The organism is Tenacibaculum piscium (assembly GCF_021390755.1).
GTDB lineage: Bacteria > Bacteroidota > Bacteroidia > Flavobacteriales > Flavobacteriaceae > Polaribacter > Polaribacter piscius.
This window is the reverse complement of the sequence record NZ_JAJGWR010000001.1, coordinates 268685-283169: the sequence shown is the minus strand read 5'-3', so window position 1 is coordinate 283169 and position 14485 is coordinate 268685. Positions and strand designations below refer to the sequence as shown.

The window sequence follows — 14485 nt, the reverse complement described above, 5'->3', positions numbered from 1 at the left end:
TTTATGATGATTATTTTTTATTATTTATGTGTAATTATTTTTCTTATTTATGATGCAATCTTGTTTTTATGCTTGTTTTATCGCACGAAGCATTTCTCTTTTTCCTGGAGGACCTGCCAATCGTTCTACAGTAAAACCAACCGACTGCATCGCACGTCTAACGCTACCTTTTGCACAATACGTTACTAAAATCCCGTTTTCTTTTAAGGCTTCAAACATCTTTTTAAAAATTGCTTCTGTCCATAAATCAGGCTGATGTTCTGCTCCAAAAGCATCAAAATATATCAAATCAAATGCTGATTTATCATCAATAGCTGTAAAAAATTGTTGCCGTTTTGTTAAACTGAAATCTGGTGTAATTTCGTGTTTTTTATCCCAAGAAAAGTTGTGCATCTTATCAAAAATAACCTGATCTTTTTCAGCTTTTAATTCGGCTACATAATTTAATTTTTCAACTTCCTCTTTTACAACAGGATATGCCTCTACTCCAACATAATTTATCTTTTTTGATGCCCTTTTTGATGCAATTAAATTCGCTCTTGAATTTTCTAAAAAAGTGATAAAACAATTTAAACCTGTACCAAAACCGATTTCTAAAATTGAAATTTCAGAGGTTGTTTGCAATGCTAATCCGCTTTTTATAAAAACATGATACGCCTCTTGAATAGCGCCGTGTTTTGAATGATATTGCTCATTCCAATCGGGTAAATAAATGGTTGTAGAACCGTCGGATGTTATAATTATTTCTCGTTTAATAATATATATTTTTTATACTATTCATGAAATACTCATGAAATACTTACTTCAAAGATATGTTATTTTTAACAATCTTATTTCTTATTTATTGTTTTAACATGTAGCTATTTGTGGCTATTTGTAGTAAAAATCCTACAATTTTTGTATTTTTGTGTACTAATATATACACTTTTTTTATGGAATCGAACATACGCGTAAAGCTTGTCGAAAAATCAAAGATTGACACCGTAGATTTTAACAATTTAACCTTTGGTGGTATCTTTTCAGATCACATGTTTGTTTGTGATTATATTGATGGAGAATGGAAAAACGCTTCTATTGAACCTTACGCACCAATTTCATTAAATCCTTCGGCTAAAATTTTCCACTACGGACAATCTATTTTTGAAGGAATGAAAGCCTACAAAGATGCCGATAATAAGACCTTATTATTTCGTCCTTTAGACAATCATAAACGATTAAATAAATCGGCAGAACGTTTGGTAATTCCTCAAATTCCTGAGGATATTTTTATGGATGGCTTAAAAAAATTATTAGAAATCGATAACAAATGGATTCCAACCAATGAAGGAAGTTCATTATATATTCGTCCTTTTATATTTGCCTGTGGCGAAGGTTTTCACGCATCGCCTGCCAATGCTTATAAATTGATTATTTGTACCGCTCCTTCTGGTGCTTATTTTTCTGGAGATGTTAAGGTTTTAATTGAAGAAAAATATGCTCGTGCCGCTAATGGTGGTGTTGGTTTTGCAAAAGCTGGAGGAAATTATGCCGCACAATTTTATCCAACGAAATTAGCAACTGATAAAGGTTATCAGCAAGTAATTTGGACAGATGATAATACGCATCAATATATTGAAGAAGCAGGTGCAATGAATATTTTTATCAGAATTAATGACACCTTAATTACAAGCCCAACGAGCGACCGAATTTTAGATGGAATTACTCGAAAAAGTATTCTTCAAATTGCTGAGGATAAAAATATTCCTGTAGAAGTTCGTAAAATTACGGTATCCGAGGTGGTAGAAGCTGCTGAAAATGGTTCTTTAAAAGAAATGTTTGGTGCAGGAACAGCTGCAGTAATTTCACCAATTTCTGGTTTTGGATTCGATAACAAAGAATATGATTTGCCTAAAATAACAGACGGATACGCTACGAATTTAAAAAAATATATCACCGATATACAAACCAATAAATCCGAAGATCCATACGGTTGGAGAGTTCAACTTTAATGAAAAATTAAAGAATAAATATTAAAAAGCATCAAGTAAAACTTGATGCTTTTTTTAGGCGTTAAAAAAAACACGTTAAAATAACTTTAATAAATCATAAAATAACAAGAGTAATCAGTAATTTTATCTTTTAAAAAAACCCTTCTAAAATAATGAAAAATATTATCCTCATAATACTATCTATACTAATAGGTTTTGCGTTATCCGTATTTATTTTAAAGAGCTATTTTAAAAATTATAATGAAAATTATAGTCAAAAAAACAACTCAAATTCGCAAAAAACAACTAAAAAAACAACTGTTAAAAAAGATTTTGATGCTTGGAACGCAAACATGAAAAAAAATATCGACTTAACAGCAACCTTTATTGCTATTGATGAAAAAGGAATAACAATAACAAAAGCAATGTTTTTAACACTATTACAAACAGGAATCTATCTTGTTGAAAAATTGGAAAAAGAAACGCATACCACCTACAAATTAAGTACAACGCAACAACCTGTTAACCAAAAAATAAAAAAAGCCATTATAAGAAAAGCTCGGGTTGCTTACGAATATTTTAAAATGGAAGGGCAAAAATTACCTGAATATGATTTTACGGATTTAAATGGAATATCGCACAATAAAGAAGTGCGTACCACAGGAAAAATAACGGTCTTAAAATCGTGGTTTATTAATTGCAAAGTTTGTGTGGAAGAATTTCCTAAACTCAATGATTTAGTGGATACGTATCAAAATGAAGATATTCAATTTATTTCTTTAGCCTTTAATGAAAAAGAAAAATTGAAAAAATTTTTAAAAACAAAACCATTTAAATATTTCACCATACCAAATCAGAAAAAATATATGTCGAAAAACTTAAAAGTAAAGCAATATCCGACACATATTATTATCAATTCAGATGGTGTTATTCTTAAGGTTGTCAATAATGTTGATACGTTAACTTCCGAACTTGAACGCATTTTAGAAGAAGAAAATCATCAAAAAATTCAACAAGATATTCAAGAAAACATTCAAGAATAATAAATCAATTTAATACGTCTCTAAAATTTCTTTGATATTGGGTTTAAAATAATTTTCACCTTTTAAAACCTTCCCGTCTTCTCGATAAATTGGTTCCCCGTTTTCATCTAATTTACTCATATTACTTCGCTGAATTTCGTTAAAAACAGCTTCAATTTTATCCTGCATTCCATGTTCGATAATTGTTCCACATAAAATATACAACATATCGCCCAAGGCATCGGCAACCTCAACTAAATCATTATTTTTACAGGCTTCTAAATATTCTTCATTTTCTTCTTTCATCAACTCGAAACGCAATTTTTTTCTATCCTCTGAAATAGCGATTGTTGGTTTATTTTGAATATTTATTTTAAATGCTTCGTGAAATTCTTGCACTGCTTTTAGTTTATTTTTCATGTGTTTTGCGTATTTTTTGTATATTTTTTATATTGTTAGTTTTAAGTAACTTTGCTAAAAATAAAAGATTATGTTCATTCCTTTTGCTACCATCGAATTTACCACAGGTAGAATTGTTTTTTCGTGTTTATTTATTATCGCTTTTGTAATTGTGATGTTTTACAGTTATAAAAAAGATGCTAAAAACAATCAAAAATACTATAAAAATAGTGCTTTATTTGTTGCCATCGGGATTCTAACGGCTATTGCATTATTATTTCTTGCAAAATATTTAATCAAAGGATAAAATTAATTCTTCGATTTATAAAGATAAAAAACCGATTCTTTTATAAAGAATCGGTTTTTATTTTAGAGATTTTTAAATCTAATTAATTTTTGATAGGTAAAAAACTATGATTTTTAGCATAAAATTTCATTTGTTCTTCAAAAGTTTCAGGCTGTGTCACTTTTACATCTGTGATAGTTCCTTCGGCATCGGTTACGGGTACTAAAACAGGATTTACAAAACCATTATATGGTGCAGATGTAAATTGTTTATTACGTTCTAAAACTTCTTTATGTAATTCCTGATTTACTTTTACACCATATCCTTCTACTAATTTTTTTGCGGCATCAAAATCTCCTTCGGATTTAATTCGTTGGGTTTCTTTTAACAAACGCCCAAAAATTTCACGAAGTTTTAGGTAATCATTTACAACGAAATATGTTTTTCCATCTTTCGATATTTTTTCAATAACATTCTCTTTTTGTCCTTGTTCAAAAGCCCAAGCCGAAACCCATTGACGGTTTACCATGTGATCTTCTTCAATATCATCTCCTAATTTAATACGAACTAATTGTGTCATCAAACCATTTCTGATATATCCATCATACGCGGCTTTTCCTGTTTTTTCCCAATCAGAAACCAAGCCTAATTCTTGTAATTTAGCATCCATTAAATAATACAATCCAACCAAATCTGCTCTTCCTTCTTCCATGGTAGAGGCGTAATTTTTCAAGGTTTCTTTAGGTTGTCCAATTCCGTCATTTATTTGTCCTGATGCGTGTCCAATAACCTCATGTAATGCGGTGTGTAGTTTATCGGCTAATTTTCCGTATTCAAGTTCTACTGCTATTTCCTCTTGATTATAAGCAAATTCTTTCAATCTTCCTGAACCACCAGCATTGTTATACGCACCAATAATATTTCCTAAGGATACTGATTTAGAACCATGTTGTTCACGAATCCAGTTATTATTTGGTAGGTTCACTCCGATTGGCGTACTTGGTGATGCGTCTCCTGCTTCTGATGCAACATTTACTGTTTTATACGAAACACCGACTACATTTTGTTTTTTGTGTGTTGGTGATAAAGGTGCATTATCTTCAAACCATTGTGCATTTTCAGATAAAACTTTCATTTTTTTAGACATCTCAAAATCTTTAATTTGAACAATTGTTTCATACGAACCTCGATATCCTTTTGGATCATTATATACTTCGATAAAACCATTTATCCAATCAATATTTCCTTGTGTAGCAGTTGCCCAGGCGATACAATATTGATCCCAAACATCTAAACTTCCTGTTCTATAATATTCAATTAATAAACCTAAAGCTGTTCCTTGTTTTTCATTTTCAGCAACTTCTTTTGCTTTTTCTAACCAAAAAATGATAGTATCGATAGCTTCTCCATACATCCCACACGATTTCCAAACTTTTTCTACTAATTTTCCATTTTCACGTACTAATTTAGAATTTAAACCTGCTTCAATAGGTTGTTTTTCGCTTCCTTTGTAGGCTGTTTTGTAAAAATTTTCAACATCTTTACTGGTAATATCTGCACCATAAAAGTTAATTGCTGATGCTAATACATTATCGACACCTGCTTTTTTATTTACTTTTTTAGCGTCTTTATCATTAAAAATAACTTCTAAAGCTTCTTCGGATAAATTTGCTTTTGTTTGCTTTAATAAATCAGTTAAATATTCTTTAGAAAAATCAGGTTTAATTTTGTCGTTCGAATAATGATGATGAATTCCGTTTGAAAACCAAACACGTTTTAAATAGGTCGTAAATTTTTTAAAATCTTCACTATTTTTATCGCCTGAAAAATTAGTATTGATATGTTCTAAAGCATTTCTAATTTCAAGATTATGACGATAATTTTGATCCCACATAATATCTCTCCCTGCTAATCCTGCTTGGCTTAGATAATATACCAGTTTTTTTTCTTTGAGCGTTAGTGCTTCAAATCCTGGAATTTGATATCGTAATACCTTTATATCGGCAAATTGTTCGACTTCATGATTAAATTTCGGTGCTTTTTTAGCAACAGTTCCTATTGTTTCTTTTGCTATTTCTGTTGATGTTTCTTTTTTTCCATCACCACAAGAAGCTAGTAAACTAAGGGTTGCAACGGCACAAAGTAGTTGTTTTATGTTCATTTTTGATGCTTTTATTTAACAGGTTTTAATTAATTTTTATGCGGATCAAAGATACAAAATTTAAAATTCAGAATACTTAAAACAGCTTGTCGTATGATCGTTAACCATGCCTATCGCCTGCATATATGCGTAGATAATGGTAGCTCCTACAAACTTAAAACCTCGTTTTTTCAAATCTTTTGAAATGGTATCTGATAAGGCTGTACTTGCGGGTACTTCTGCGCTATTTTTAAAGTTATTTTTGATTGGTTTTCCTGCAACAAAACTCCAAATATATGCTGAAAAAGAACCAAATTCTTTTTGAACTTCCATAAAAAGCTTAGCGTTTAAAATAGCAGATTTAATTTTTAATTTATGTCTTACAATTCCTATATTTTGAAGTAACTCATCGTACTTATATTCATCATAATTGGCAATTTTAGTATAATCGAAATTATCGAAAGCACTGCGGAAATTTTCTCTTTTCTTTAAAATAGTAATCCAATTTAAACCCGCTTGAAAGCTTTCTAGTAGTAAAAATTCAAATAAAACCGCATCATCATATACGGGAACTCCCCATTCGGTATCATGATATTTTATATACAACGGATTATTTCCTACCCATAAACATCTTTTTTTCATTTTTGAACTATTTAAGGTTGAAATTTACTATTAAACATTTTAAAAATGATTAAGAGCCTGTTTAAATTTCATCTAAAAAAGTTTTGTAACATAAAAATAAGAAATCGAATCCGTCAAACTGAATTTAGTTCAGTTTCACATCCTGATTTGCCACAGTTTTTAGCTTTTTTTTGATGATTCTTGTCAATTCGAATTATTTTAATAACTAAAAGCAATTAAAATTATATCGAGAATTTGATTGTTTTCTGTTGATGAATTTTTAGTTATTTTGATGTTAAATAAGTTCTCGAAATGATTAGTAACAATGCCTAGCCCCGATTGAAGCAATTGTTTGAGCTCCTTTTTTTGATTTTTCTTCAAAAAAAGAGCGAGTGCGGAAAGCGGGAAATAGCTTCTAATAATTTTTATTGTCTTATATTATCCTGATAAAAAATAAGACAAATTTCAATTTTAAAGAGTGTTTTAAAACTTCATGTAAAACTGTATCTTTACTCAAAAAAATTAACAGCACTATATGAACTTTTTACGAAATTTACTAGCTTCAATTCTTGGCTTTTTTATCGCCTTATTTTTACTGTTTTTCTTCTTTATCGGAATCGCTGCCGTAATGGGTACGGGAATGAGCGGTGACCAAGAAATTTTTATAAAAGAAAATACTGTTTTAGAATTAGATTTATCGACGCCTATAAAAGATTATGCTCCTAAAGAAAAAAATCCTTTAGCAGAAATTTTAGAATTAGCTGATGAAAAATTAGCCTTGAATAAAATAATAAATGCTATCGAAAATGCAAAAACAGATCCTAATATTACAGGAATTAGCATTAAAACAACACAAGTAAATGCAGGAATTGCACAAACACAAGCCATCAGAAATAAATTGCAGGATTTTAAAAAAAGTGGCAAATTTATATACGCTTATAATGATGTTTACACACAAAAAAATTATTACTTAAGTTCTGTTGCCGATAGCTTATTTTTAAATCCTGTAGGCGCTATTGATTTTAAAGGATTATCAACCGAAATTTTATATTATAAAGATTTTGAAGATAAATACGGAATTAAAATGGAAGTAATTCGTCATGGAAAATATAAAAGTGCCGTTGAACCCTATTTAACCAATAAAATGAGCGATGCAAATCGAGAACAAACAACCTCTCTTTTAAAATCTATTTGGTCGGAAATTACTACCGATGTTAGTGAGAGCAGAAATATTTCTATCGAAAAATTAAACCTAATTGCCGATAATGCCAACGGTAGAAATGCCGAAATCGCCAAAGAAAATAACTTAATTGATGGAATTATTTATCAAGATCAATACGAACAAAAATTAACCTTAAATTCTGATAAAAAAGCACATACTATTTCTTTAGAAGACTATATAAAAACAGGAAAAGGACGTATTTATTCTTCAGAAAAAAATAAAATTGCCGTTATTTACGCACAAGGAGAAATTAGATACGCCAAAGGAAATGAAAATATTATTGGACAAGAAATTACCAACGAAGCAATTCGAGAAGCAAGAAAAGATAAAAATGTAAAAGCCATTGTATTACGTGTAAATTCTCCTGGAGGAAGTGCCTTGGCTTCGGAACTTATTTGGCGTGAATTGGAATTGGCAAAAAAAGAAAAACCATTAGTAGTTTCTATGGGGAATTTAGCCGCTTCTGGCGGATATTATATTGCTTGTAATGCCGATAAAATTATCGCTGAACCAACAACAATTACAGGTTCTATCGGTGTTTTTGGAGCGATTCCGAATGTGCATCAATTTGCAGAAAATATTGGAATTAATGCCGAACAAGTATCTACAAATAACAATCCTAATTATAGTCTTTTTGAACCAATAAATGATAAATTTTATAGCGTAACAAAACAAGGCGTAGAACATATTTATACCATTTTTGTAAACCGTGTTTCAGCAGGTAGAAATATGACTTTTGAACAGGTAAATAACGTTGCTCAAGGGAGAGTTTGGACAGGAAAACAAGCACTTGAAAATGGGTTAGTTGATAAATTAGGAAGTTTAAATGATGCCATTAAAGTTGCTTCCGAATTAGCAAATATTGATGTTTATAAAGTTCGCAATTACCCTGATTATAAAATAGATTTTAAAGAAGCCTTCAACTTTTCTCTTTTTGCAAAATCATCTAAAAATGAAATTCTGAAAGAAGCTTTAGGTTCTGAAAATTATCAATTATACAATACTATTAATGAGCTAAAAAAATTAAAAGGAATTCAGGCGAGAATGCCGTATATTCTTCAAATAAAATAAGTTTTTATAGCCTGTTTAAATTTTATTTTAAAAAAGTATAATAGAAAAATAAGAAATCGAATTCGTCAACCTGAATTTATTTCAGGTTCGCATCCTGATTTGCCGTATTTTTTAGCTTTTTTTGATGATTCTTGTCAATTCGAGTAATTTTAATGACGAAAAGGAATTAAAATTGTATCGAGAATTTGAATTATTTTATCTTAATGAATTTTAATTGACTTTACTATTAAATAAGTTCTCGATACAATTTTTTTTGAAGGAAAAAAATCACTCGAACTGACAGTTTATTTAATTTTTAAACAGGCTATAAACTTCATAAAAAATCCTTGACACGATAAATTGTGTCAAGGATTTTTTTATATAAATATTTTTAAAATAAAAATAGCGGTTTTTTACAAACCGAAATTTTCTTTAATGACATCAACATAATCTAATTTTTCCCAAGTAAACGTTTCTACTTCTTGCGAAACAGTTTCACCCATCGGGTTTGAAAAAGTTACGGTTTTAATTTCTGATTTTCTTCCCATATGCCCATAAGCAGCAGTTTCAGAATAAATTGGCGATCTTAATTTTAAACGTTGCTCGATAAAATAAGGACGCATATCAAAAATACGTTCTACTATTTTACTGATTTCTCCGTCTGTTTTATCAACTGTTGAAGTTCCGTAAGTTTCCACATTAATACTCGTTGGTTTTGCAACACCAATAGCATAAGAAACTTGCACTAAAACTTCTTTACATAATCCTGAAGCAACTAAATTCTTCGCAATATGACGTGTTGCATACGCTCCCGAACGATCTACTTTCGATGGATCTTTTCCTGAAAATGCACCACCTCCGTGTGCTCCTTTTCCTCCGTAAGTATCAACAATAATTTTACGACCTGTTAAACCAGTATCTCCATGAGGTCCTCCGATTACAAAAACTCCCGTTGGATTAATATGATAGGTAATATTATCAGTAAATAATTTTTGAATATTTTCAGGTAATTTTGCAACTACTCTTGGAATTAAAATCGAAACAATGTCTTTTTTAATTTTTGCTAACATTACCGAATCATCAGCGTCAAAATCATCATGCTGTGTAGAAATTACAATCGCATCGATTCTTTGTGGCACGTTATCGTCAGAATATTCAATAGTTACTTGCGATTTTGCATCGGGACGTAAATACGTGATATCCGAATTTTCTCTACGTAATTCGGCTAATTCGATTAACAAACGGTGCGATAAATCCAATGCTAACGGCATATAGTTTTCCGTTTCATCGGTTGCATAACCAAACATCATTCCTTGGTCTCCTGCTCCTTGTTCTTCAGGATTTGCTCTTACAACTCCTTGATTTATATCTGGAGATTGCTCATGAATTGCCGAAAAAACACCACAAGAACTACCATCGAACATATATTCGCTTTTGGTGTATCCTATTTTGTTAATTACATCTCTTGCAATTTTTTGAACATCTAAATATGTTTTCGATTTTACTTCACCAGCTAAAACGACCTGTCCCGTGGTTACTAAGGTTTCACAAGCTACTTTTGATGTTGCATCAAAAGCTAAAAAATTATCTATTAAAGCATCAGAAATTTGATCCGCTACTTTATCTGGATGTCCTTCAGAAACACTTTCCGAAGTAAATAAATATGACATAAACTATTGTTTTTAAATTAGATAGAAGAAAAAATCAAATTACTTAGTCGTATATTGGTTGCCTAAAGAAGTAGTTTATTTCTGCTTTAGCATTTTATTTATGAACCAATGTTCAACGAGGTTGCAATCAGTCAAATTTTTCCTCAAAAATTATTAGGGCAAAGTTATTGATTATTTTACACACACAAAAACAAACGTGCAACGAACTTACATCGAATTAAAAATCAACAAAAAATAAAATACCAATAAAAATCAAAATAGAAAGTATTGATGTTATCATAATAAAAAGTAATTTTTGTAGAATTGTTTTGATTATTTTTTTGATTACTTTTGTTGTAGCGAAATAAGACTTTTAACCTAATTAAAATATAAAAAAATGGCATTAGAAATTACAGACGCAAACTTTGAAGAATTAGTATTAAAATCAGACAAACCAGTATTAGTTGATTTTTGGGCAGCATGGTGCGGACCTTGTAGAATGGTTGGTCCTATTGTTGATGAAATCGGTAATGAATACGAAGGAAAAGCTGTTGTTGGTAAAGTTGATGTTGACAACAACCAAGAATTTGCAGCTAAATATGGAGTAAGAAATATTCCTACTGTATTAGTATTCAAAAATGGTGAAGTTGTAGACAAACAAGTTGGTGCAGCTCCTAAAAAAGCATATACTGATAAAATTGACGCTGCTTTATAAGCCGTGTTTTTTATAAGATATCATTAATATATTAAAAGGTTTGGCTATTTGTCAGACCTTTTTTTTATTTTCGGAAAATGATTGATGTAACAACAATTTCTTCGGATATTAAAAACCTTGAATTACTTGCCAAACAAGTAGTAGAAGGATTTATTACAGGAATACATAAAAGTCCTTTTCATGGTTTTTCTGTGGAGTTTTCGGAACATAAACTTTATAATAAAGGTGAAAGCACCCGTCATATCGATTGGAAATTATTTGCAAAAACTGAAAAATTATATGTCAAAAAATATGAAGAAGATACTAATTTAAGATGTCATATAATTATCGATAATTCAGCTTCGATGCACTACCCTATTGTTCAAAATCAAACTATTGATACGTTAAATAAAATTGGTTTTTCAGCAGTTGCTGCTGCTTGTTTAATGGAAATTTTAAGAAAACAACGAGATGCCGTCGGATTAAGTATTTATTCGGATACCTACGAATATTATGCACCCGAAAAAGGAAGCGAACGACATCGAAAAATGTTATTGAATCAATTAGATAATTTAGTCACATCAACAAGTAAGGCTACAACGGAAACCTATCAATATTTGCATGAAATTGCAGAGAATATTCATCGGCGTTCGTTAATTTTTTTATTTACGGATATGTTTCAGACTACAAAAAATGACGATGAACTTTTTGATGCCTTAAAACATTTAAAATTTAATAAACATGAAGTAATATTGTTTCATACTTTTGATAAAAAAACAGAATTTTCGTTCAATTTTGACAATACCCCCAAAAAATTTGTCGATATTGAAACTGGTGAAGAAATAAATTTACATACTGATAACATTCAAAAAAGTTATCAAAAGCTTAGCAATACGTTTTTCAACAATTTAAAAAACAAGTGTTTACAATATAAAATAGCCTATATTCCTGTGGATATTAATGAAGGTTATGATAAAATATTAACGGCATATCTTGTTAGTAGGCAAAAAAAATACAAATAATTTTTTTCAATTAATAAAAAGGTGTTATATTTGCACTCGCTTAACGTAATTAGCAACGGTCTGGTAGTTCAGCTGGTTAGAATACCTGCCTGTCACGCAGGGGGTCGCGGGTTCGAGTCCCGTCCAGACCGCAAATTATTTAAGTGAAAAGTACAAGCTAAAAGCAACGGTCTGGTAGTTCAGCTGGTTAGAATACCTGCCTGTCACGCAGGGGGTCGCGGGTTCGAGTCCCGTCCAGACCGCAATTAGTTACGTAATTTAAAAGTATTGCTACAAGCAACGGTCTGGTAGTTCAGCTGGTTAGAATACCTGCCTGTCACGCAGGGGGTCGCGGGTTCGAGTCCCGTCCAGACCGCAAAAGCTTCTCATTTATTTGAGAGGCTTTTTCTTTTTTAAAATATATGCTACTTTTTTATCCTCAAAAATTATAGCCTCTTTTTTATCCTCAAATTTATTATAAGTTCCTTAAAAATAGCCATCATAGAAATGGGCAGAAACAAAAAATAGGCAGACACATAGGTCTGCCCCTACGTTTATAAATAGTATCTTTAATTTTTAAAAACCTCTTAATATCTAAAAAAAATGCTTAAAAAAATTAAAGAAATTGGAATAGTAATTATCATTATTTCAGCTTTTGCTTGCTGTGATTCTGAAAAACCAATAGGACTTTGGGACGATAACATTAAATTATCTCAAAAAAAAGTACAATTCTCTTCTGAAAAAAATTCAATAGTCATTAATACTAAAGGAAAATGGTGGTGGATTCATGAAGTTTCTTTAAACGGAAACTCAAATTTTGACCTAAATAAAATTGATACCAATGCAAACAATTTTATAATAAAAGAAACCGAATTCAAAATTGAAAGAAAAAATACAACCGAAATTCATATTGAAATGACCAAAAATAAAACAAATTATGAAAGAATACTGTTTATCGGTTTAGAAGCAGGAAATTATTTTGACGGAATAAAAATAACGCAAGCAAAAAATTAAAACCAATATATATTTTTATTTTTACACAAAAATCTAATATTCAAAATGATACCAAAAAAAATATTCATTATCATATTACTTTTTAATACAATAATATCCTTTGCTCAAGAAAAAATAATGACTCAAAATTTTACAATTTCAAGAGCTGTAAAAATAAATTATTCAGAAATTTATAATAAAGAAACAGGCAAAAAAATAAAAAAACAAGATTTCTTTAAATTAATTCAGAAAAATCCACGCCTTTTTATAGAACCTGTAATCGGAGCTAATGGAGAAATAATAAAACATTTTGTCGATTTGTCAAATCAAAACAATCCACGCCTACATACTCGAAAAAATAAACCTCTTAAAAATGAACTGTTTCCGAATTTTATCGCAAAAACAACCCATAACAAAATAATTGAACTCAATAAACTTAAAGGAAAAGTCGTTATTTTAAGATTTGAATTAGAAGCCAACAACTTTCGATTTAAAAAACATGAAATTCAAGAAATTGATAATCTAATCAATAAAATTGAAAACAAAAATGATAAAATTAAAGCCGTTATTTTCTTTGCTTCAAATAAATCAGAGGTCGAAAAAGGATTCGATTTGAAAAATTCAAATTTTGAACCAATTCCAAACAGTAACAATTTTCATGAAAAATATGCAATTACCAGATTTCCAACCACAATTGTAATCGATAAAAATGGTAAATTAGTTGATTACTATAAATTTGTAGATGAAATTAATTTAAATGAAATTTTATCAAAATAAAATATACAAAAAGACAAAAGTTTTTAAAAATAAACGGCAAAAAACAGCCATAATAAAAATGGGCAGACACATAGGTCTGCCCCTACTTTAATTATAACGGCAAGGGGTTGAAACCCCTTGTTAAGTCGAAGTGAAATCATAAAAAAAATAAAAAATGTGGCAAATCAGGATGAGAAACTGAAATAAATTCAGTTTGACGCATTTTTATTTTTAAAACAAGGATTTTCAACCCCTTGCCACAATCAAAAGAATATTTCAGTATTTTCGATATATAAAATATCGTTGTGTTTTTTAATATTCAAACGATATTTTTTTAAATCTGTATAATTATATAAGCGTTTTTTGAAGAATATTTTAACCGCATTTTTATATTTTTCTGAAATAGTTGGGTCTTCAAAAGTTACGCCATACATTGTTTTTGTTACTTCAATAATGCCGATTAAATTAATATTTTCCGTTGGATTTGTTGGAAAACTTTTAAAAATTTCGCCCTGACGGATTTGTGCAATGCTTAAAAAAGGCATTAATAATACTATTAATTGAAGATTTTTCATGGTATAAATTTACTGATTTTGGTTATAAATTTTATGCTAAATAATTGCTGATATATTTTTCAAAAAATAAACTTTTAAAAGATTAAGAGCCTGTTTAAATTTTATTCCAA

Annotated in this window: 14 protein-coding genes and 3 tRNA genes; 11 read left to right on the top strand and 6 right to left on the bottom strand. The window is 29.9% G+C overall.

The genetic code is table 11. The annotated features are described in order from the left end of the window. Window positions 1–66 precede the first annotated feature (66 nt). Window positions 67–756, bottom strand: a complete 690-nt coding sequence (gene mnmD / locus L0U72_RS01345) for a tRNA (5-methylaminomethyl-2-thiouridine)(34)-methyltransferase MnmD (RefSeq protein ID WP_193699690.1) — start codon at window positions 754–756, stop codon at window positions 67–69. Window positions 757–932: 176 nt separating this feature from the next. Between mnmD and L0U72_RS01340 the strand changes: the two genes are divergently transcribed. Both L0U72_RS01340 and L0U72_RS01335 read left to right on the top strand, forming a co-directional pair. After that, window positions 933–1988, top strand: coding sequence for a branched-chain amino acid aminotransferase (locus L0U72_RS01340; RefSeq protein ID WP_233898207.1), 1056 nt, complete (start codon window positions 933–935; stop codon window positions 1986–1988). A 152-nt stretch (window positions 1989–2140) separates the two neighbouring features. After that, complete coding sequence (locus tag L0U72_RS01335) at window positions 2141–3010, top strand: TlpA family protein disulfide reductase (protein ID WP_233896904.1); 870 nt, start codon at window positions 2141–2143, stop codon at window positions 3008–3010. Window positions 3011–3019: 9 nt separating this feature from the next. Here L0U72_RS01335 and L0U72_RS01330 read toward each other — a convergent pair whose 3' ends face one another. Then, window positions 3020–3409 carry a nucleoside triphosphate pyrophosphohydrolase family protein gene (locus tag L0U72_RS01330; protein ID WP_233896903.1) on the bottom strand — a complete coding sequence of 130 codons (390 nt, stop codon included), beginning with the start codon at window positions 3407–3409 and terminating at the stop codon, window positions 3020–3022. Between the two features lie 70 nt (window positions 3410–3479). Here L0U72_RS01330 and L0U72_RS01325 point away from each other — a divergent pair, with 70 nt between their 5' ends. Further along, on the top strand, window positions 3480–3695 hold the full coding sequence (locus L0U72_RS01325) for a hypothetical protein (RefSeq protein WP_101918014.1): 216 nt from the start codon (window positions 3480–3482) through the stop codon (window positions 3693–3695). 82 nt (window positions 3696–3777) lie between these two features. Here L0U72_RS01325 and L0U72_RS01320 read toward each other — a convergent pair whose 3' ends face one another. Then, window positions 3778–5835: a dipeptidyl peptidase 3 gene (locus L0U72_RS01320; RefSeq protein ID WP_233898206.1), complete on the bottom strand. Its 2058-nt coding sequence runs from the start codon at window positions 5833–5835 to the stop codon at window positions 3778–3780. Between the two features lie 60 nt (window positions 5836–5895). Beyond that, window positions 5896–6456 carry a DNA-3-methyladenine glycosylase I gene (locus L0U72_RS01315; RefSeq protein ID WP_233898205.1) on the bottom strand — a complete coding sequence of 187 codons (561 nt, stop codon included), beginning with the start codon at window positions 6454–6456 and terminating at the stop codon, window positions 5896–5898. A gap of 514 nt (window positions 6457–6970) precedes the next feature. On the opposite strand from L0U72_RS01315, the gene sppA reads away from it, so the two are divergent. Then, window positions 6971–8728, top strand: a complete 1758-nt coding sequence (sppA, locus tag L0U72_RS01310) for a signal peptide peptidase SppA (protein ID WP_233883844.1) — start codon at window positions 6971–6973, stop codon at window positions 8726–8728. Window positions 8729–9120: 392 nt separating this feature from the next. On the opposite strand, the gene metK is transcribed toward sppA, so the two are convergent. Next, window positions 9121–10377 (bottom strand): methionine adenosyltransferase, encoded by a 1257-nt coding sequence (gene metK, locus L0U72_RS01305; RefSeq protein ID WP_233898204.1) that lies wholly within the window; start codon window positions 10375–10377, stop codon window positions 9121–9123. Between the two features lie 376 nt (window positions 10378–10753). Here metK and trxA point away from each other — a divergent pair, with 376 nt between their 5' ends. From trxA to L0U72_RS01270, 7 genes are all read left to right on the top strand, one after another. Beyond that, window positions 10754–11071, top strand: coding sequence for a thioredoxin (gene trxA, locus L0U72_RS01300; protein WP_058885805.1), 318 nt, complete (start codon window positions 10754–10756; stop codon window positions 11069–11071). Between the two features lie 77 nt (window positions 11072–11148). Further along, window positions 11149–12072 (top strand): DUF58 domain-containing protein, encoded by a 924-nt coding sequence (locus tag L0U72_RS01295; RefSeq protein ID WP_193699622.1) that lies wholly within the window; start codon window positions 11149–11151, stop codon window positions 12070–12072. A gap of 57 nt (window positions 12073–12129) precedes the next feature. Then, window positions 12130–12203 (top strand) — tRNA-Asp (locus L0U72_RS01290). 37 nt (window positions 12204–12240) lie between these two features. Then, a tRNA-Asp gene (locus tag L0U72_RS01285) sits at window positions 12241–12314 on the top strand. Window positions 12315–12353: 39 nt separating this feature from the next. Further along, a tRNA-Asp gene (locus tag L0U72_RS01280) sits at window positions 12354–12427 on the top strand. A gap of 227 nt (window positions 12428–12654) precedes the next feature. Then, a complete protein-coding gene (locus L0U72_RS01275) occupies window positions 12655–13065 on the top strand; it encodes a hypothetical protein (protein WP_101918019.1) in 411 nt (136 codons plus the stop codon). Window positions 13066–13110: 45 nt separating this feature from the next. Beyond that, window positions 13111–13821: a peroxiredoxin family protein gene (locus L0U72_RS01270; protein WP_233898203.1), complete on the top strand. Its 711-nt coding sequence runs from the start codon at window positions 13111–13113 to the stop codon at window positions 13819–13821. Between the two features lie 242 nt (window positions 13822–14063). Here the strand turns inward: L0U72_RS01270 and L0U72_RS01265 are convergent, their stop codons facing one another. Beyond that, window positions 14064–14375 (bottom strand): hypothetical protein, encoded by a 312-nt coding sequence (locus L0U72_RS01265; RefSeq protein WP_233898202.1) that lies wholly within the window; start codon window positions 14373–14375, stop codon window positions 14064–14066. Window positions 14376–14485: the final 110 nt, after the last annotated feature.